The organism is Maribacter zhoushanensis, assembly GCF_029350975.1.
Lineage (GTDB): Bacteria > Bacteroidota > Bacteroidia > Flavobacteriales > Flavobacteriaceae > Maribacter > Maribacter zhoushanensis.
The window spans coordinates 1,392,039-1,411,946 of the sequence record NZ_JARKMR010000001.1; the positions used below are offsets into that span (position 1 = coordinate 1,392,039).

15 protein-coding genes are annotated in these 19,908 nt (G+C 35.2%); 7 read left to right on the forward strand and 8 right to left on the reverse strand.

The window, feature by feature from the left end:
- Nucleotides 1–26: 26 nt before the first annotated feature.
- The 3 genes from PXD56_RS06000 to PXD56_RS06010 are packed head-to-tail and all read right to left on the reverse strand — an operon-like array spanning nt 27 to nt 2,219.
- Nucleotides 27–377, reverse strand: a complete 351-nt coding sequence (locus tag PXD56_RS06000; RefSeq protein WP_276492409.1) for a carboxymuconolactone decarboxylase family protein — start codon at nt 375–377, stop codon at nt 27–29.
- A complete protein-coding gene (tatC, locus tag PXD56_RS06005) occupies nt 361–1,242 on the reverse strand; it encodes a twin-arginine translocase subunit TatC (RefSeq protein ID WP_276492410.1) in 882 nt (293 codons plus the stop codon). The genes PXD56_RS06000 and tatC overlap by 17 nt, the downstream gene beginning before the upstream one ends.
- Nucleotides 1,242–2,219, reverse strand: a complete 978-nt coding sequence (locus PXD56_RS06010) for a KpsF/GutQ family sugar-phosphate isomerase (protein WP_276492411.1) — start codon at nt 2,217–2,219, stop codon at nt 1,242–1,244. Before PXD56_RS06010 ends, tatC begins: the two co-directional genes overlap by 1 nt.
- Nucleotides 2,220–2,391: 172 nt before the next feature.
- On the opposite strand from PXD56_RS06010, the gene PXD56_RS06015 reads away from it, so the two are divergent.
- Together PXD56_RS06015 and PXD56_RS06020 are read left to right on the forward strand one after the other, a co-directional pair.
- Nucleotides 2,392–4,602, forward strand: coding sequence for a RecQ family ATP-dependent DNA helicase (locus PXD56_RS06015; RefSeq protein ID WP_276492412.1), 2,211 nt, complete (start codon nt 2,392–2,394; stop codon nt 4,600–4,602).
- A 292-nt stretch (nt 4,603–4,894) separates the two neighbouring features.
- Nucleotides 4,895–5,407: a fasciclin domain-containing protein gene (locus PXD56_RS06020; protein WP_276492413.1), complete on the forward strand. Its 513-nt coding sequence runs from the start codon at nt 4,895–4,897 to the stop codon at nt 5,405–5,407.
- An 88-nt stretch (nt 5,408–5,495) separates the two neighbouring features.
- Here the strand turns inward: PXD56_RS06020 and PXD56_RS06025 are convergent, their stop codons facing one another.
- From PXD56_RS06025 to PXD56_RS06040, 4 genes are all read right to left on the reverse strand, one after another.
- Complete coding sequence (locus PXD56_RS06025; RefSeq protein ID WP_276492414.1) at nt 5,496–6,806, reverse strand: carboxypeptidase-like regulatory domain-containing protein; 1,311 nt, start codon at nt 6,804–6,806, stop codon at nt 5,496–5,498.
- A 96-nt stretch (nt 6,807–6,902) separates the two neighbouring features.
- The gene (gene rluF / locus PXD56_RS06030; protein ID WP_276492415.1) at nt 6,903–7,646 is read right to left on the reverse strand and encodes a 23S rRNA pseudouridine(2604) synthase RluF; all 744 of its coding nucleotides are present in this window, start codon (nt 7,644–7,646) and stop codon (nt 6,903–6,905) included.
- A gap of 16 nt (nt 7,647–7,662) precedes the next feature.
- Nucleotides 7,663–8,676 carry a serine hydrolase gene (locus PXD56_RS06035; RefSeq protein ID WP_276492416.1) on the reverse strand — a complete coding sequence of 338 codons (1,014 nt, stop codon included), beginning with the start codon at nt 8,674–8,676 and terminating at the stop codon, nt 7,663–7,665.
- A 131-nt stretch (nt 8,677–8,807) separates the two neighbouring features.
- Nucleotides 8,808–9,047 (reverse strand): hypothetical protein, encoded by a 240-nt coding sequence (locus PXD56_RS06040; RefSeq protein ID WP_276492417.1) that lies wholly within the window; start codon nt 9,045–9,047, stop codon nt 8,808–8,810.
- A 256-nt stretch (nt 9,048–9,303) separates the two neighbouring features.
- On the opposite strand from PXD56_RS06040, the gene PXD56_RS06045 reads away from it, so the two are divergent.
- From PXD56_RS06045 to PXD56_RS06060, 4 genes are all read left to right on the forward strand, one after another.
- The gene (locus tag PXD56_RS06045; RefSeq protein ID WP_276492418.1) at nt 9,304–10,152 is read left to right on the forward strand and encodes a peptidyl-prolyl cis-trans isomerase; all 849 of its coding nucleotides are present in this window, start codon (nt 9,304–9,306) and stop codon (nt 10,150–10,152) included.
- A complete protein-coding gene (locus tag PXD56_RS06050) occupies nt 10,121–11,584 on the forward strand; it encodes a peptidylprolyl isomerase (RefSeq protein ID WP_420828438.1) in 1,464 nt (487 codons plus the stop codon). Before PXD56_RS06045 ends, PXD56_RS06050 begins: the two co-directional genes overlap by 32 nt.
- Before the next feature lie 4 nt (nt 11,585–11,588).
- The gene (locus tag PXD56_RS06055) at nt 11,589–12,542 is read left to right on the forward strand and encodes an AAA family ATPase (protein WP_276492419.1); all 954 of its coding nucleotides are present in this window, start codon (nt 11,589–11,591) and stop codon (nt 12,540–12,542) included.
- A 369-nt stretch (nt 12,543–12,911) separates the two neighbouring features.
- Nucleotides 12,912–15,686 carry a bifunctional aconitate hydratase 2/2-methylisocitrate dehydratase gene (locus PXD56_RS06060; RefSeq protein ID WP_276492420.1) on the forward strand — a complete coding sequence of 925 codons (2,775 nt, stop codon included), beginning with the start codon at nt 12,912–12,914 and terminating at the stop codon, nt 15,684–15,686.
- Nucleotides 15,687–15,791: 105 nt separating this feature from the next.
- Here the strand turns inward: PXD56_RS06060 and PXD56_RS06065 are convergent, their stop codons facing one another.
- Nucleotides 15,792–17,234 carry a pyridoxal phosphate-dependent decarboxylase family protein gene (locus PXD56_RS06065; RefSeq protein WP_276492421.1) on the reverse strand — a complete coding sequence of 481 codons (1,443 nt, stop codon included), beginning with the start codon at nt 17,232–17,234 and terminating at the stop codon, nt 15,792–15,794.
- A 331-nt stretch (nt 17,235–17,565) separates the two neighbouring features.
- Between PXD56_RS06065 and PXD56_RS06070 the strand changes: the two genes are divergently transcribed.
- The gene (locus PXD56_RS06070) at nt 17,566–19,839 is read left to right on the forward strand and encodes an aconitate hydratase (RefSeq protein WP_276492422.1); all 2,274 of its coding nucleotides are present in this window, start codon (nt 17,566–17,568) and stop codon (nt 19,837–19,839) included.
- Nucleotides 19,840–19,908: the final 69 nt, after the last annotated feature.

Sequence of the window (19,908 nt, forward strand, 5' to 3'; positions counted from 1 at the left end):
CTTTTAGAAAAGTAATTGGCGATTTTTTAACCTTGTTGGTTTTCTAATTCTTCCCAATATTCATACGCTTTTCGTAAATGTGGAATTACAATGGTACCGCCCACTAAGGTAGCTATACTTAACGTCTCCATGACCTCTTCTTTAGAAACGCCCTCATTATAAGAACTCTCTAAATGATACTTTACACAATCGTCGCAACGTAATACGGTAGATGCTACAAGACCTAACAATTCTTTGGTCTTAACGTCTAAAGCGCCTGCGGCAAATGCATTGGTATCTAAATTAAATATACGTTTTACTACTTTATTATTATCAGCCAGTAACTTATCGTTCATCTTAGAACGATAGGCATTAAATTCTTCAATTTGATTTGACATTTCTATTTGCTTTTTTTTCTTTTTCAGCTTTTTTTCTTTCTTTTCTCAATACCATCGCAGAAATAAATATACTTATCTGGTATAATACAATGACCGGTATAGCAACTATAATCTGGCTTGTAACGTCTGGTGGTGTAATTACCGCAGAAAGTATTAAAACAACTACCAAGGCAATTTTACGGTACTTCTTCATCAATTCTGGCGTTACCAAACCAACTTTGGTCAAAAAGAAAATGATGATAGGTAACTCAAACAAAATACCACAAGCAAGTACTGAAATTTTTAATGTTCCTATATATGAATCTAAATCGAACTCATTTAAAACAGAGTCACTAACTACATACGATCCTAAGAAGTTAATAGAAAGTGGTGCTACAATGTAATACCCAAATAAAACCCCTATAAAGAATAAAATAGAAGCAATTAAAATAAATCCGCGGGAGTTTTTACGCTCATTGGCATGTAGTCCAGGACTAATGAATTTCCACATTTCATATAAAATATAGGGAAATCCAAGAATAACTCCAGCCCAAATGGAGGTCCATATGTGTGCAGAAAACTGTCCGCCCATTTCACGACTTTGAATGGTAAACGGAAATTCATCGGCACAGAAAGAAGAATCTATTACCGTAAAAGATTGAATTTTATTTAACCAAGTAGCGACATCACAAAAGAAGCGATACGTGGGGAAATTCATGTTCTTTGGTCCGAATATAATTGTGTCAAATATGAAACCTTTCATTAAAAAGGCAACACTTCCAATGATGACAACAGCCAATACGGATCTTATTAAATGCCATCTTAATTCTTCTAAATGGTCAAGAAAAGACATTTCGTTTGGTGGCGTGGTAGTTTTGGAACTCATTATAAAATACCTTCGTTAATTAAATTATGTAAATGGATTACGCCAACGTACGTATCTTCATCCATGGCTAACAATTGTGATATTCCCTTTTTTTGCATATGCTCCAAAGCTTTGATAGCCAAAGTATTTGCAGGAATCGTTTTAGGGTTTTTAGTCATGATATCTTCAGCAGTCAACCCTTTTATATTGTCATGTTTGTTCAACATGCGTCTAATATCGCCATCGGTTACAATACCTACAACTTTTTCGCCATCAAGTACTGCAGTAACACCCAACATTTTTTTAGAGATTTCAACAATTACTTTTTTGACCTCTTCGCTTTTTTGAACTTGTGGCACTTGATTTTTGCTGACCAAATCTGCAACTCTTAAATATAATCTCTTACCTAAGGATCCGCCTGGGTGATATTTTGCAAAATCTGAACTACTAAAACCTTTGATTTCTAAAAGCACAATTGCAAGGGCATCTCCCATAACTAATTGAGCTGTAGTACTTGTTGTAGGTGCCAGTCCGTTAGGGCAAGCTTCCTTCTCAACATGTGTATTTAGAATAAAATCTGCTTGTTTTGCCAAAAAAGAATCGGTGTTCCCTGTCATGGCAATTAGCTTATTAGAACCTCTTTTTATGAGCGGTACCAGCATCTTTATTTCTGGTGTATTTCCGCTGTTAGAAATACAGATAACCACGTCATTATCTTGCACGGTTCCTAAGTCTCCATGTATGGCATCGCCAGCATGCATAAAAATTGCGGGAGTACCCGTAGAATTCAGGGTAGCTACAATTTTGGTGGCAATGATTGCGCTCTTTCCAATACCTGAAATTATAACGCGTCCTTTTGCTTCAATAATGCAGTTTACGATACTAGCAAAATCATCGGTTAAAAGTGAGGAAAGTTGTGCTATAGCATCACGCTCAGTTTCAATGGTTTTTCTCGCTAAGCCAATAATGGTGTCCGTTGCAATCAATCTATTATTCAAATTATGGATTGTATTCCTAAAAGAATGTATTATCTTTAAGATGACAAAATTAAACAAACTTAATTTTAAATGCCGATTATCGCATAATAATTTAGAAACGCCTAGCTAGGCAATTTGTATTTTTGTTCGCTTATAAAATTTAAAGTAAGTAGTGTCCCCTTAAATGTAAAATGTGACAGACAGTAAAGAATTTGACAATATCGATTTACATTCCTCATTAAAAAAATATTTTGGTTTTTCTCAGTTTAAAGGACTTCAGGAAGAAGTAATTAAAAATGTTTTAAAACAGAATAATACGTTTGTGATCATGCCAACAGGTGGTGGTAAATCTATGTGTTACCAATTACCTGCCCTTATGCAAGTTGGTACGGCAATTATCGTTTCTCCGTTGATTGCTTTAATGAAAAATCAGGTAGATGCCATACGTGGTGTTTCTTCTGAAATAGGAATTGCCCATGTATTAAATTCCTCATTGAATAAAGGGGAAATAAAACAGGTGAAACAAGATATAACAGATGGTGTAACTAAACTGTTGTATGTTGCTCCAGAGTCTTTGACAAAAGAAGAGAATGTAGAATTTTTACGCTCGGTCAAAGTTTCTTTTGTAGCGGTAGATGAAGCGCATTGTATTTCTGAATGGGGTCATGATTTTAGACCTGAGTATAGAAATTTGAAATCTATAGTAGCACGTTTAGGAGATGATATTCCTATTATTGGGCTTACAGCTACGGCAACGCCTAAGGTTCAAGAGGATATTATTAAGAATTTAGGTATAGGTGGTGCCAAACTTTTTAAGGCGTCTTTTAACCGACCTAATCTATTCTACGAAGTACGTACCAAAACAGAAAATATTGAAGCGGATATCATTCGTTTCGTGAAACAAAATTCTGGTAAATCAGGAATTATATACTGCCTTAGCCGTAAAAAGGTAGAGGAGTTAGCTCAAGTATTGCAGGTAAACGGGGTAAGTGCCGTACCATACCATGCAGGTTTTGATGCTAAGACAAGATCAAAATATCAAGATATGTTCTTGATGGAAGATGTAGATGTGGTAGTTGCAACCATTGCCTTTGGTATGGGGATCGATAAACCAGATGTACGTTTTGTAATTCATCATGATATTCCAAAAAGTATTGAAAGTTACTATCAAGAAACCGGTAGAGCCGGTCGTGATGGTGGCGAAGGTCATTGTTTAGCCTATTACTCTTACAAGGATATAGAAAAGCTAGAGAAGTTCATGTCCGGTAAACCGGTAGCTGAACAAGAAATAGGAAATGCTTTATTGCAAGAGGTGGTAGCGTATGCAGAAACCTCTATGTCTAGACGTAAGTTTATGCTTCATTATTTTGGAGAGGAATTTGACGACGTTAACGGTGAAGGTGCCGAAATGGATGATAATACCCGAAACCCGAAAGAGAAAGAAGAAGCGAAAGACAACGTTGAAAAGTTGCTTAAGGTTGTTACCGGTACAAGCGAAAAGTTTAAATCTAAAGAGATTGTAAATGCATTGCGTGGAAAAACCAATGCCATAATTTCTTCACATAAAACCAATGAAAAAGAGTTTTTTGGAATTGGTTCCGATAAAGATAAAAGCTATTGGATGGCACTTATTCGTCAGACATTGGTTGCCGGATTGCTACGAAAAGAGATAGAACAATACGGCGTGTTACATGTAACGGATAATGGTAAGGAGTTTTTAGTGAATCCTTCATCTTTTATGATGACCAAAGATCACGTTTATAATGCTGAAAATGACAATGCTATTGTTGGTGCCGCTAAATCTGGTGGTATAGCAGATGAGAAATTACTGAAGCAGTTAAAGGACTTACGAAAAGCACAGGCTAAGAAAATAGGTGTTCCGCCATTTGTAGTTTTTCAGGATCCTTCATTAGAAGATATGGCATTGAAATATCCTATATCGCATGAAGAGCTGCTAAATGTTCATGGTGTAGGTGAGGGTAAGGCAAAAAAATATGGTAAGCCGTTTATTGCATTCATTAGTACCTATGTTGAAGAAAACGAAATTATTAGACCAGATGACCTTGTAGTTAAAAGTACGGGAGCAAATTCTGCGTTGAAATTATATGTAATACAGAATGTCGATAGAAAATTACCATTGACTGATATTGCTTCTTCTAAAGGCTTGGAAATTCCTGACCTTATTAAAGAAATGGAACAAATAGTCTATAGTGGTACCAAGTTAAACCTGAATTATTGGATCGATGATATTCTAGATGAAGATCAACAAGAAGAAATTCATGAGTATTTCTTGGAATCTGAATCAGATGATTTAGAAGAGGCGATGAGCGAATTTGATGGCGAGTATGAAGAAGAAGAGCTGCGTTTGTATAGATTAAAATTTATTAGTGAAGTAGCAAACTAAACCAAGTATCTATAATTTATTTATAAATCCATTAACCAACATAAATTGGTTAATGGATTTTTTTATTAGAGCTATACGGGTAATTTATGTTGTCCGTTTTATGTGGTTTGTAAAGCTTTTAAATGATAAATAGCAGGGTAAAGTAAATTTTACTCCATATTTTTTGCTTTTAAATAATTGATATACAGGTTATTGTATTTTGTTTAATAAATAATTTAAAACTTTAAACAAAATTTAAGACTATTGCTCGTGGTTCCGTTATACTTTTACAGAAATCTAAAAAAAAAGAACTATGAAAATTTTAAAAATTACATTATTAAGTGCAATTACATTATTTGTAACGAATATTTCTGCTCAGTCAGAAACTATTGTAGGTGTTGCAGCGGGAAATGACAATTTTACAACCTTGGTTGCTGCAGTAAAAGCGGCTGATTTGGTGGAAACGTTGAGTAGTGAAGGTCCGTTTACTGTTTTTGCGCCGGTAAACACAGCTTTTGAAGCATTACCAGCTGGCACGGTAGATACGTTATTAAAGCCTGAAAGTAAAGATGCATTAACGGGTATTTTAACTTACCATGTAGTAGCCGGTAAGTTTATGGCTGCAGATGTTATTAAGGCAATCAATGACAATGATGGTATGTTTTTAGTAAAAACAGTACAAGGAGGAACAATCACATTATCACTTAGCGGCAACAAAGTAATGTTGAAAGATGAAAAAGGAAATATGGCAACCGTAGTTATGGCAGATGTAGCTGCTAGCAATGGTGTAATTCATGCGATAGATGCAGTAGTGATGCCAGAATAAGTTTAAAAGTCTACTAATAATAAAAATCCCTTTGTAATTCTATTATAGAATAGCAAAGGGATTTTTTTTAAACACTACTTAAAGTTGTCTAGCGTGCAGCAGTACCACTTATAGGTTTGCCTTTTCGCAATTGTCTTTGAATCTTTTTAATAGCGGATTCTATGGATTTTTCAGGTTCAATAATATTGTATTCTCCCCAAAAATCTGGATCGGCAAAACCTATGGCTTCGTCACTTAATATAATTGATGACTTCATTCTGTCCTTATACTTAGGAAAAGTGTTATCTATATTCTTTTCCCAATCTGTGATAGCCATTTCACAATTCATGCTGTATACTGAATTGAATAAACGTTTGTCCCAATCTATTTTGAACTCTAATAGAACATTGCTATAACCATAATACCATTTACCATCTTTTTCTCTGTAGTCTACACGGTAAGATACTTCGGTTGGCCATACGTCTGCATTCTTAGGTTTTCTTCTTACGAACATTTGAGAAGCCAATCTTTTATCAGTGATGTTAAGGGAGTAAATGGCGCTTGTCAATATTTTATTTTCAGCATCAATGTATAGTTTACCATTATATAACGGATCTATAATTTCAGGTTTTTGCTTGAAATCAATGACATAAATAAGTTGGTCATTTACACGAGTAGAGGTATCAAAAGAAAAATCATAATATGCTAAAGTCTCTGGTGTAAAGATGTAGTTTGGGTATTTTACCATGTCCACAAATAAGGTGTTGAATGGTCCGCCCTGAAGTTTTAGGGCAACAGTGTCTAACTTATTGTAATCAGTGCTCTTACGAGCTTTGTAAAGTTCTAGCGCATCCGTCTTTTTAGAAGAATATGGAGTTTTGTAAATATTCACTACCGCTTCTGAAAGACTTACGTTGGTTCTTCTTTTTTTAATAGTTTCTCTGTAAAAGGCAGTCATTACGGTACTTTCATTTAAATAATTATCCCCCTTTTTGTTCAGCGTTTCTTTTACTAACGACTCAGCATCATTTGGGGCATCTATACTTGCCTCTGATAAGGCCATAACAAATTCGGTCATGAAGATTTTATTCTTCTTTTCCTCTAATTCTGAAATAGCAATTTGTTTGGTTTTGTAACCTAAGAATGCAATAGTTAATTTGTTTTCAGTGTACTCACTTGGAACTTTCAATGAAAATTGCCCCTCTGAGTTGGTAATCGTGGTTACATTGGTGTTGTCTACCGTAAGTGTAGCAAAAATTAAAGGTTTTTTGGTGTCGGCATCTAAAACTTCACCGGTGTATTCCGTATAATTAATGGCTTGTGCCATCATTGCGTTGGTTCCTAATCCTATGGAAACAAGAAATATCAATATATACTTGATAAAATGATGACTTGTTGAAAAATTGTACTCTTGTGACATAACGTATCTTTTCTTTATAAGGTAGTGATTAATAACGAATTATATCGATATTTTCTGTTAAATCGTTAGTGTTCTGAAAGCAATGATAGGGCGAAATTACTTTTTGCCGTCGAATGTTTTTGATGAGGTACTAACAAGCCTATTAATTTCCTTTAATTCTTCTTCGGTAAGATCGCGCCATTTTCCAACGGGTACATCTAATTGTACGTTCATAATTCTAATACGCTTCAATTTCTTTACCCTATAATCTAGGTATTCGCACATTCTACGAATTTGTCTGTTTAGACCTTGAGTTAGAATTATTCTGAATTGATATGTACTTACTTCAAAAACCTCACATTCTCTGGTGACTTGGTCAAGAATAGGAATTCCTTTGCGCATCCTATTTAAGAAATCAATGGTAATTGGCTTATCTACGGTTACCAAATATTCTTTTTCGTGGTTGTTACGTGCACGAAGTATCTTATTTACAATATCTCCATCATCGGTTAGGAATATGAGTCCCTCACTTGGTTTATCCAATCTGCCAATCGGGAAAATTCGTTTTGGGTAGTTTATAAAATCAATAATATTGTCTTTTTCAACACCCGTATCTGTAGTGCAAACAATACCTACGGGTTTATTAAATGCCAAGTACGTAGATTTTCCTTTGGATTCCTTAATAAGTTCTCCATCAACTTTAACGACATCACCAGCAGATATTTTAGTGCCCATTTCCGGCACTTCTCCGTTAATGGTTACTCTACCTTGGTCAATCAATTTATCTGCAGCTCTACGTGAGCAATAACCAGCTTCGCTTAAGTATTTATTTATTCTTGTTTTATTGGTATTGTCTTGCATATTCAGCGTGCTGTTTCTAATGTTGATTTCGATTTAATTCTTGTTGGTAGATTTCTCTACCTAATTGTGCCAAAAACGGAATTCCTATTTCGTCATAGTCATAGGCGTCATCATTAAAGATACCGTCTTTGTTCACCAAAATAGTTGCCGTCAATAAAAAATCGATATTATTTTTAGTGTCCTTTATATAGGCACAATCAGTTAACGTGCCGTAAGCGAACCCTACTTTATTATATATTTCTATATACTCAGGTATGTTCTTTTTAGTATCGCCAAACATGAAAAACTTACAGTAGCCATCATAATATGTAGCCTGATCATAGCCTGCTTTTTGCGGAGTAGTATGCATTGCATTAATTAAATATGCTCTTTGCTCGCTACTAAGGTCAAACTGTTCTGTTGCTTTATAGTTTTGTGGAAATATTACTCTTTTTAAAAGGTTGTGTTGCGCAGAAATAGGATAATAGTTTTTTTGACTAAAATCAAAAGCTTCTTCAATGAGTTCGCCATCTTCATAATACCCAATTCCCTTTTCAATTTTAAAGAGTTCTAGACGTTCCGGTGTCTTGTTTAAGATTGATTGCGTAATTCCGGTAGTAGAATCGTTCAAGTAAATGATTAGGGGCTTTGTTCTTAGATCATCTGAATGATAGCCTAATCTATGACTTAACCTAACAGGTGCAATCCCTTTGTTCTTTAAACTTTCATTGATTGCTTCAAATCCTAAGAACTCTACCAACCTATTGTTTGCCAAATTATCACTGACTGCAAAAATTTCAGATATATCCTTTGCAGCGGTACTTTCAAGAGTATCGCCTTCTATATAGTATCTTGTGTTAATAGATAAGGTGTCTGTTTTATTTAGTTTTTCTAATGCTAAAACAGCAGTGGGGAATTTAGCCGTACTCGCAGGATAAAAATACATGCTATCATTTACCTGGAAATCATAGTCTGTAAATACAACACTATCATTTCTTCTATCTATTTGTGTATATCTTATTTGAACCTGATAGCTATCAATACTATCCATTACCCTTTTTATTTTAGGGTTATTTGATGATAGGGCAACTTCAAGAAAATTTAAATTTTGTTTTTTGTGAGCGCAACCAGTCAAAAAAACACAACATATGAAAAGAAGGAAGTACTTCATGGTATTATGTTTTATGGAGTGTAGACTTCGCCACGGTGCGGTTTTAGCAAATCTCTTACGGTAATCATTTCTTTTTCTTCCACGACCATAAATGCAATACTGTACATGTCATTTATTTCATTGAAACCCGTAATGTTCAAAGCTGTTTTTTCAGAAGCTATAAATTCATTTAGGTGCTTAACATGATGTTCGGCAGTTTTTAATGCAGCAGGACCTCTAAAATCCCATATTAGTTTTATCTGTCGGTTCAAGAATATATAGTGTTAGGTTATAAAAATAGTAGCAAATTTACCTAAAAAATGGCAGTTTATAGTCAGTATGTAATGAGATAAAAAGGTAGTGACCGGCTATTTTTAATTGATTATTAGCTATTTGTTATATCTTGTAAGCCCTAAAAACGTGTTAAGTAAATCATTAAGCATTTGCACACGATTTGGTTATTGCTATTTTTGCTCGATGTTTTTTAAGAAATCAATGTTTTTACTCCGTAAAATTTATCCTATTGTGATGATAGGGTTAGTAGCTGTTACATTTACCTCATGTGATGGTCTTTTTAAGAAAGATGAAGAAAAGAAGGTCATTGCAAGGGTAGGCGAGTCTTTTTTGTATGAAGATGACCTAGCGCCGTTAATCACGGAAAATATGACAAAGGGTGACAGTGCTTCTTTTGCTGTCAACTACATAAATAATTGGGCCTCTAAACAATTGTTACTTTCTAAAGCCAAAATTAATTTGTCTGAAGAGAAACTGGCGGAATACAATGCCTTGGTAGATGATTATAGAACTGAGTTGTATACAAGTGTTTATAAAGAGGCATTGGTTGCACAAGCTACAGATTCGGTAATTACTGATGAGCAATTGAATGCATTCTATGAGAACGCCAAAGAGAATTTTAAATTAAAAGAACAGATTGCAAGAATTCGTTTTGTTGCCCTTCCAAAAGGATTTTTAAATCAAGATGAAGTAGGTAAGCGTTTAAAAAGATTTAAAAAAGATGATGTTAGGTATTTAGATTCTGTTGGTATTCAGTTTACTAAATTGAACTTTAATGACTCTATTTGGGTACGCTACACTAGAATATTTGAAGAAATACCTCCAATTACCCCAGACAATGCCAATAAGTACTTAAAAAATTCACAATTTTTTGAATTAGAGGATTCAATCGGGGTATATTTGGGAAAAATAGAGGAAACTAAAGATGTTAACGATGTTGCGCCTTTGTCCTTTATTAAACCTACAATTGAACAAGTTTTATTAAGTCGTAGAAAAATGGACTACCTACGCAAATTAGAAACTGAATTATTAGATGAAGCAATCAAGGATAATGAATTTGAAGTTTTCGAAAACAAAAAATAGTATTTACATAGGTGCAGTTTTACTATTCTCAGGTATAGCAACCGCACAAGATTCTATACCAAATGTTACGGCTAATGAAGCTGAGCCAATGGAAGTTATAGCAGAAGCTAGCCCAATTAAAAACGACTCCTCTATTAATTTCAAAAAAATTAAGCTTGATGGTATTGCCGCTGTTGTTGGTGATTACGTAATCTTGGATTCTGATATAGAGAAAACATTGATTGATCTTAAAAGTCAAGGTGCAGCTACAGAAGATATTACCCATTGCGGACTTTTAGGTAAGTTGATGGAAGATCGTTTGTATGCTAACCAGGCTGTTCAAGATAGTATTTTGGTTTCGGATGATGAGGTAAACGCAACCGGTGACCGCCAACTACAATCTTTGGTACAACAGATCGGTTCTATGGAAAAGGTATTGAAATACTATAAGAAAACCGACGAAGCTAGTTTTCGAGACGAACTTTATAAAATTAATAAATTACGTATGCTTTCTGAGCGTATGCAACAAGACATAATTAAAGAGATTGAAATTACACCTGAAGAGGTTCGTCAGTTCTTTAATAAGATTCCAGAAGATGAGCGTCCGGTATTTGGTGCTGAATTAGAGATTGCACAGATTACCAAAGAGCCAGAACCATCTGAAGAAGAAAAACAAAAGGTTATTGATAAGCTGAATCAGATCAAGGCAGATGTTGAGGATAACGACTCTAGCTTTAGTGTAAAGGCAATTCTATATTCTCAAGATCCGGGATCTAAATCTAAAGGTGGTTTTTATAGCATTACAAAAGACACTGGTTTTGATAAGAAGTTTAAAGATGTAGCCTTCAGTTTAAGAGAGGGTGAAGTTTCTGAACCTTTTGAAACTATTTTCGGTTTCCATATCATCTACATTGAAAAGATTAGAGGTCAAGAGCTAGATTTGAGACATATATTGATACAGCCAGAAATATCTCAAAACGTAATGGACGAGGCTAAAGCCGAGTTGGATAGTATTCGTAAGAAAATTATTAATGGTGAATTTACTTTTGCCGAGGCTGCTTTAAATTTCTCTGATGAGAAAGAAACGAAATTTGATGGCGGATTGCTACGTAACCCGGTAAACTTCGATTCTAAATTTGAGTTGACCAAAATGGATCCTACATTATACAATCAAGTACAGAACTTGAAGGATAATGAGATTACATATCCTGTGTTAGAAGAAGATCCAAGAGGTGGAGCACCTAAATATAAAATTTTAAAGATTACAAATAGGTATGACGAGCATGTTGCCGATTTCTCTAAAGATTATACGAAGATTCAAGAATTGGCGCTTACGGAAAAGAAATACAATGCCATTAAAAAATGGATGGATGAGCATATAGAAGATACTTATATTAGTGTTAACGATGAGAACAAAGATTGTGAGTTCGCTAATAACTGGGTAAAAGAATAAATATATGTCAGACGTTGCAGCAATAGAACGCCTAGTAGTAAAACATGCTGAGCTTAAAAAGGAAATAGCCAAAATCATTGTAGGTCAAGATGAGGTTATTGAACAGATTTTGCTTTCTATTTATTCAGGTGGTCATTCATTGCTGATCGGTGTGCCGGGCTTGGCAAAAACCTTAATGGTAAATACCATTGCCCAAGCTTTGGGTCTAGAGTTTAAAAGAATACAGTTTACACCAGATTTAATGCCAAGTGATATTCTTGGTAGTGAGGTTTTAGATCAGAATAGGAATTTTAAGTTTATAAAAGGTCCTATATTCTCTAATATAATTTTGGCAGATGAAATTAATAGAACTCCGCCAAAAACTCAGGCAGCACTTTTAGAGGCTATGCAAGAGAGAGCGGTTACTATTGCCGGGCATCAACATAAATTAGATTTGCCATATTTTGTTTTGGCAACTCAAAACCCAATTGAACAAGAAGGAACATACCCGTTGCCTGAGGCTCAGTTAGACCGTTTTATGTTTGCCATAGAATTGAAGTACCCATCTATAGCTGAAGAAATTCAGGTGGTTAAAAATACTACTGCAGATAGAAAACAGGTAATCAATCCTTTATTTAATGCTCAAGACATAATTGATATTCAAGACCTGGTACGTAGAGTACCGGTAGCAGGTAATGTTGTTGAGTATACCGTAAAATTGGTGAATAGTACAAGGCCTAATTTAGACTCTGCTTCAGATTATGTTAAGCAATACTTAGATTGGGGAGCAGGACCAAGGGCATCACAAAACCTTATTTTGGCAGCTAAGGCAAATGCTGCCGTTCATGGAAAATTTTCTCCAGATATTGAAGATGTACATGCCGTAGTAAAAGGTATACTCCGTCATCGTATCATTAAAAACTACAAAGCTGAGGCAGAAGGTATCAGTGAAGAGGATATTATTGATAGGTTACTTTAAAAAACTACCACTTTTCTACATTTTTCGAAGAAATTAAACAAAATGGCTATCATTATTGTTTGATATCTATCTACTTTATCCCTCATTTGAGAAAAAGTAACTAATCATACTTATTTAATTTTAAATGCGTTCTATATTACGTAATTTTACGAAATTGCGTTAACTTAATATTAATTAACAGATGACATTTGACATTGGTAAGTTTAGAGGAATATATAATGTTCTAATTCAATAGCATATATTCTAAAAATCCTTTCAATCTGTTAATTTGTAGATATAATGATTCTCATTTCATAAACAAGTCTTCAGAGAGAAATTAGAAATCTAACTACATGTCTGCATCCAAATTAACAAACAAATTACTTTTTAATGAGCATTTATAAAGATTACCTTAAGGAGATCGAAGAGCGTAAAAGTCAAGGTCTTCATCCAAAGCCAATTGATGGTGCTGAATTACTTAGCAAAATCATTGAGCAAATTAAAGATGTAGATAATGAGTATAGAGAAGATTCTCTAAACTTTTTTATCTATAATGTTTTACCGGGTACCACAAGTGCCGCAGAGGTAAAAGCAGTATTCTTAAAAGAAATCATTCTTGGTGAGTCAGTCTTAGAGGAGATTACTCCAACTTTTGCTTTTGAACAATTGTCTCATATGAAGGGTGGTCCTTCTGTAAGGGTGTTGTTAGATATTGCCTTAGGTTCTAACGAGGCTTTGGCAAAACAGGCAGCTGAGGTTTTAAAGACTCAAGTATTCCTTTATGAAGCAGATACATCTCGTTTAGAAGAAGCTTTTAAAAGTGGAAATGCCATTGCTAAGGATATTATTGAAAGTTACGCACAAGCGGAATTCTTTACTAAACTACCAGAGGTAGAAGAAGAAATAGAAGTAGTAACATATATTGCCGGTGTTGGCGATATTTCTACAGATTTATTATCACCAGGTGGTGATGCACACTCTAGATCGGATCGTGAATTACATGGTCAATGTATGTTTGAGCATAACAAAGACATGCAAAATGAATTATTGGCTTTAAAGGAAGAACATCCTGATAAGCGTGTTATGCTTATTGCCGAAAAAGGAACTATGGGTGTTGGTTCTTCTAGAATGTCTGGTGTAAACAACGTGGCATTATGGACGGGTATTTCATCTAGTCCGTACGTACCTTTTATCAATATTGCACCAGTAATTGCCGGTACAAACGGTATTGCTCCAATATTCTTGACTACGGTTGGTGTAACCGGTGGTATAGGTTTGGACCTTAAAAACTGGGTAAAGCAAAAAGATGAAGCGGGTAACACAATAGTTGATGAAGATGGTGAGCCAATTCTAAAACAAATGTATTCTGTTGCAACAGGTACGGTGCTTACTATTAATACAAAAGAGAAAAAGCTTTATCACGGTAAAGTTGAATTAAAAGATATTTCTGCAGCATTTACTCCACAGAAAATGGAGTTTATGAAAGCAGGTGGTTCTTATGCTGTTGTTTTTGGTAAAAAACTACAAACATTTGCAGCTAAGACCTTAGGTATAGATGTACCTCAAGTATATGCAACTTCTAAAGAAGTTTCTATTGAAGGGCAAGGGTTAACGGCTGTAGAGAAAATTTTCAATAGAAATGCAGTTGGTACTTCCGGAGCTACGTTACACGCAGGATCTTATGTTCGTGCTGAGGTTAATATTGTAGGTTCTCAAGATACTACAGGTTTAATGACCTCTCAAGAATTAGAGATGATGGCCGCAACGGTTATTTCTCCAATTGTAGATGGTGCATACCAATCTGGTTGTCATACGGCATCAGTTTGGGATGATAAGTCTAAAGCTAATATTCCAAGATTAATGAGCTTTATGAACGACTTTGGTTTAATTACCGGTCGTGATCCAAAAGGGAAATATTTCCCAATGACGGATGTTATCCATAAGGTACTTAATGATATTACGGTAGGGGATTGGGACATCATTATTGGTGGAGATTCTCATACACGTATGTCTAAAGGTGTTGCTTTTGGTGCAGATTCAGGTACTGTTGCCTTGGCGTTAGCTACAGGTGAGGCTTCTATGCCAATTCCAGAATCGGTTAAAGTGACCTTTAAAGGACAAATGAAATCTTATATGGATTTCCGTGATGTGGTACATGCTACACAACAGCAAATGTTACAACAATTTGGAGGCGAAAACGTATTCCAAGGTCGTGTAATCGAGGTTCATATTGGTACGTTGACTTCTGATGAAGCATTTACGTTTACGGATTGGACGGCAGAAATGAAAGCGAAGGCATCTATCTGTATTTCAGAAGATGATACCTTAATTGAATCTTTAGAGATTGCAAAAGGTCGTATCCAAATCATGATAGAAAAGGGTATGGATAATGCAAAAGGTGTACTTAAGGGACTTGTTGATAAGGCAGAGACTAGAATTACGGAACTTAAAACAGGAATTAAGCCTTCTTTAAGACCAGATGCAGATGCTAAATACCATGCAGAAGTAGTTATTGATTTAGATGAAATCGCTGAGCCAATGATTGCAGATCCAGATGTAAATAATGAAGATGTTTCTAAACGTTATACGCATGATAATATTCGTCCATTATCTTACTATGGTGGTACTAAAAAAGTAGATTTAGGTTTCGTTGGATCTTGTATGGTTCACAAAGGGGATATGAAAATATTGGCTCAAATGTTGAAAAACGTTGAAGCGCAAAACGGAAAGGTTGAGTTTAAAGCTCCTTTAGTTGTTGCTCCACCTACTTACAATATTGTTGATGAGTTGAAAGCTGAAGGAGACTGGGATGTACTTGTAAAGTACTCAGGCTTTGAATTCGACGATAGCGCACCAAAAGGTTTGGCACGTACCAAGTACGAAAACATGCTATACTTAGAGCGTCCAGGTTGTAACCTGTGTATGGGTAACCAAGAAAAGGCAGAACCAGGAGATACGGTAATGGCAACATCAACTCGTTTATTTCAAGGTCGTGTTGTAAAAGATACTGGCGAGAAAAAAGGTGAATCATTATTATCATCAACTCCGGTTGTAGTATTATCTACAATTTTAGGAAGAACACCAACAATGGCAGAATATGAAGCAGCTGTTGATGGCATCGTTTTAACGAAGTTTAAGCCTTCTACAAAACAATTGGTGAGATAATCATTTAGCTTCTTTATAATATATTAAAAGTCCGAGTTTTTAGCTCGGACTTTTTTATTTTAAAATTTACTGACTACTTAGTGTACTGGCAATTTTGCTTGTATATCAAGCCTTCAATTTCCAATCTAAAAGAATCTCCTTTGCGAATGTTTCGCATTGGTTTAAGGTGTCTTTGATATGTTTTAAAGTTGTATCCGGATTAATTAGACACATTCTAATGACTACTTGGTTTTGTAATATAGTGGTTACTAAAAGTGCTTCTTTAGAAGCCACGACCCTTGCTGAAATTTCTTGATTTAACGTATCTAGTTCAGTTTCGGATAATTTTAATTCTAACGGATTGTATCTAAAATTAATAATAGCCAAAGTTGCTAACGAAACAATTTCCCAGTTTGCACTTTCTCTTAATATATCTTCCGTCTTATCAGCTAGATCAATATTATACGTTACTGCCTGTTTAAAAGCATTTAGACCATAAGTTTTTATAGACATATAAAATTTTAAGGCTCTAAACCTTCTAGTAAGCTGAATACCATAATCGTAAAAATTAATTTCAGACTCATTGCCTTCTATATCTCTTAAGTATTCTGGTTTTTCGCTAAAGGTATTGCTTAGCCAAGAGGAATCCTTTACTAATAAGCAACCGATTTCATAGGGTTGAAAAAACCATTTATGAGGATCTACAGTTAAAGAATCTGCACGTTCAATACCTTGTAATAGTTTACTGCCTTTTTTGGATAAAATTGCAGCGCCACCATAGGCGCCATCAATATGAAACCAAAGTTTTTCCTTTTCACAAATATCTGCTAAGGTGTCTATAGGGTCTACGGTTCCTGTATTTGTAGTGCCTGCAGAAGCTATAATGCAAAAAGGTTTCTTGCCTTCTATTTTATCTTTAGCAATTTCATTTTTAAGTTTATTGATGCTTATTTTGAACTCTAGATCTGTGGGGACAATTTTAATTTGTTCTTTTTTGAATCCTAAAACCCTAATAGCTTTGATGTTGGACGAATGGGCTTGGTCAGACAAATAAATAATAGCATTAGAAAAGTCATCACCGCATTTTACTCTTCTTGCGGTAACTAAAGCTGTTAAATTAGCCATAGAGCCACCGCTTGTAAAAATTCCTCCGCCTTTCTTTATCGGGAAATTAAACATCTTTAAAAGCCAATTTAAGGTAACTATCTCTAGCTCGGCGGCAGCAGGAGAAACAATCCATCCGCCAGAAAAAATATTAAAACCTGTTGCTAGAGAATCGGAAATTGCGCTTATAAAATTACTTGGTCCTGGTACAAATGAAAATGATTTTGGGTGACCGGAAATATTGGAGTTTGGTATTACATTGTCCATAACAAAGTTTAAAACTTCATCTGCAGGCATTCCCTCGTCCGGAGCTTCTTGTAAAAAAAGAGAATCCATTTCTTTTCTTGTAGCAATACTTACCGGGTTTTTATTTTCAATTTCTGTATAATGCTCAACAATGAAGTCTACAATTTTATAGCCGTAGGATTGCATTTCTTCTTTTGATAAATGGAATGGTGATGTCATGGAAATTTTTAATTTTTTGTAAAGTACATGAAGTTTAAATCTTATAAAAGTTTGTAGAGGTTAAGATGAAAATTAGGGCTAATAAATATCCTTTTGATAAAAATAAACTCCATTAGTATGTGAAAAACTAAGCTTGATATAAAGGTTTCAATATAAGTGTTTAGATAAATGAATTTTAATAGGTACTATTTTACGGCTAATTAGAGACGCTTTAGAACTTATATGTTTACTTTTTATAATCATTCTTAATTTCATATGCGCTCTTAAAATCACCTTACATTTTGTATCTTGTACAGATAAGAAAGATTAACAATTTTTATAAATAGATTTTATGGCTTTTGACATAGATATGATTAAAAAAGTTTACGCTTCCATGTCGGAACGTGTAGACAAGGCAAGAGAGATAGTAGGTAAACCACTTACACTATCAGAAAAGATTTTATATTCTCATTTATGGGATGGTAGCCCGACCAAAGCATTCACCCGAGGAAAGGATTATGTTGATTTTGCTCCGGATCGTATTGCTTGTCAAGATGCTACTGCTCAAATGGCTTTATTGCAATTTATGCAAGCCGGTAAGCCAAAAGTTGCGGTGCCGACTACAGTTCACTGTGATCACTTAATTCAAGCTAAAAGCGGTGCTACGGCAGATTTAAAATCAGCAAATACTACAAGTGCAGAGGTTTTTGATTTCTTGGAGTCTGTTTCAAATAAATACGGAATTGGTTTTTGGAAACCAGGTGCAGGTATTATTCACCAAGTGGTATTGGAGAATTATGCTTTTCCAGGTGGTATGATGATCGGTACCGATTCTCATACTGTTAATGCAGGAGGATTGGGTATGGTTGCTATTGGTGTTGGTGGTGCAGATGCTGTTGATGTAATGGCAGGCATGGCTTGGGAGCTTAAATTTCCAAAATTAATAGGTGTTAAATTAACCGGAACTATTTCTGGATGGACAGCACCAAAAGATGTGATATTAAAAGTTGCCGAAATTCTTACCGTTAAAGGTGGAACAGGGGCCATAGTTGAATACTTTGGTTCAGGTGCAAAATCTTTATCATGTACAGGTAAAGGTACCATTTGTAATATGGGTGCAGAAATAGGGGCAACAACTTCTACATTTGGTTATGATGAGTCTATGGAGCGCTATTTAAGAGCTACAGATAGAGCGGATATCGCCGATGCTGCAAACGAGGTGAAAGAGCATTTAACTGCAGATGCTGAGGTATATGCAAATCCAGAGCAATATTTTGATGAGGTTATTGAGATAGACCTTTCTAAATTAACGCCATTATTAAATGGTCCTTTTACTCCAGATTTATCTACAAAGGTAGGTGATGACATGACAGAAAAGGCTACTTCTCATGAATGGCCGTTAATGGTTGAATGGGGATTGATCGGTTCTTGTACTAACTCTTCTTATGAGGATTTGTCAAGAGCTTCTTCAATTGCACAACAGGCAATAGATAAAGGAATTAAAATGAAAGCTGAACTTGGTATTAACCCTGGTTCTGAGCAAGTGCGTTATACAGCTGATCGTGATGGTATTCTTGGAATATTTGAAAAACTAGATGCCAAAATTTTTACCAACGCATGCGGACCATGTATAGGTCAATGGGCACGTTATAGTGACCCTAAAAATGCACCTAAGAACAGTATAGTCCATTCTTTCAATAGAAACTTTGCCAAGCGTGCAGATGGGAACCCAAATACTCATGCCTTTGTAGCTTCACCAGAAATTACTGCGGCTATTGCTATCTCAGGTAGATTGGACTTTAATCCGATGACGGATAAGTTGATTAACGAGAAAGGTGAAGAGGTTATGTTTGACGAACCTACAGGATGGGAACTGCCTCCTAAAGGTTTTGAAGTGGAAGATGCAGGTTACCTTGCCCCAGATGAGGATGGTTCAGGTGTAGAGGTTAAAGTTTCTCCGGAATCTGAAAGGTTACAATTATTAGAGCCTTTTACCCCTATAAAGGACGAAAGTTTAATGGGAGCTAAATTGTTAATTAAAGCATATGGTAAATGTACTACGGATCATATTTCTATGGCAGGACCATGGTTACGATTTAGAGGGCACTTAGATAATATCTCTAACAACTGTTTAATTGGTGCAGTCAATGCATTTGGTAAGAAAACCAACATGGTCAAGAATCAATTGAACGGAGAGTTTGGCGGTGTGCCAGATACGGCGCGTGCATATAAGGCAGCAGGTATAAGAAGTATAGTTGTGGGTGATCATAATTATGGTGAAGGTTCTTCACGTGAGCACGCGGCAATGGAGCCTCGTCATTTAGGTGTTGCTGCGGTTATTGTAAAATCTTTTGCACGTATTCACGAAACAAACCTTAAAAAGCAAGGTATGCTTGGGTTAACTTTTGACAACGAAAGTGACTATGACCTAATACAAGAAGATGATACTTTTAACTTTTTAGATATAGCGGAATTTGCTCCTGATAAACAATTGACCGTTGAGGTTGTTCATGCAGATGGTAGTAAAGATGTAATTAAAGTGAATCACACATATAACGCCGCTCAAATTGGATGGTATAGAGAAGGTTCAGCTTTAAATGTTATAAAAAGAGAAAATGCCTCATAATTCAACAACTTAAAATTTGTGAGGAAAACTCCTGATATTAATCAGGAGTTTTTTAGTTTTGACCCCTAT

What these genes read in the sequence shown, in the direction of transcription:
- PXD56_RS06000 (WP_276492409.1), bottom strand. Translation starts at nt 377, where the DNA reads ATGTCAAATCAAATTGAAGAATTTAATGCCTATCGTTCTAAGATGAAC.
- tatC (WP_276492410.1), bottom strand. Translation starts at nt 1,242, where the DNA reads ATGAGTTCCAAAACTACCACGCCACCAAACGAAATGTCTTTTCTTGAC.
- PXD56_RS06020 (WP_276492413.1), top strand. Translation starts at nt 4,895, where the DNA reads ATGAAAATTTTAAAAATTACATTATTAAGTGCAATTACATTATTTGTA.
- PXD56_RS06025 (WP_276492414.1), bottom strand. Translation starts at nt 6,806, where the DNA reads ATGTCACAAGAGTACAATTTTTCAACAAGTCATCATTTTATCAAGTAT.
- rluF (WP_276492415.1), bottom strand. Translation starts at nt 7,646, where the DNA reads ATGCAAGACAATACCAATAAAACAAGAATAAATAAATACTTAAGCGAA.
- PXD56_RS06035 (WP_276492416.1), bottom strand. Translation starts at nt 8,676, where the DNA reads ATGGATAGTATTGATAGCTATCAGGTTCAAATAAGATATACACAAATA.
- PXD56_RS06045 (WP_276492418.1), top strand. Translation starts at nt 9,304, where the DNA reads ATGATAGGGTTAGTAGCTGTTACATTTACCTCATGTGATGGTCTTTTT.
- PXD56_RS06050 (WP_420828438.1), top strand. Translation starts at nt 10,121, where the DNA reads ATGAATTTGAAGTTTTCGAAAACAAAAAATAGTATTTACATAGGTGCA.
- PXD56_RS06055 (WP_276492419.1), top strand. Translation starts at nt 11,589, where the DNA reads ATGTCAGACGTTGCAGCAATAGAACGCCTAGTAGTAAAACATGCTGAG.
- PXD56_RS06060 (WP_276492420.1), top strand. Translation starts at nt 12,912, where the DNA reads ATGAGCATTTATAAAGATTACCTTAAGGAGATCGAAGAGCGTAAAAGT.
- PXD56_RS06065 (WP_276492421.1), bottom strand. Translation starts at nt 17,234, where the DNA reads ATGACATCACCATTCCATTTATCAAAAGAAGAAATGCAATCCTACGGC.
- PXD56_RS06070 (WP_276492422.1), top strand. Translation starts at nt 17,566, where the DNA reads ATGGCTTTTGACATAGATATGATTAAAAAAGTTTACGCTTCCATGTCG.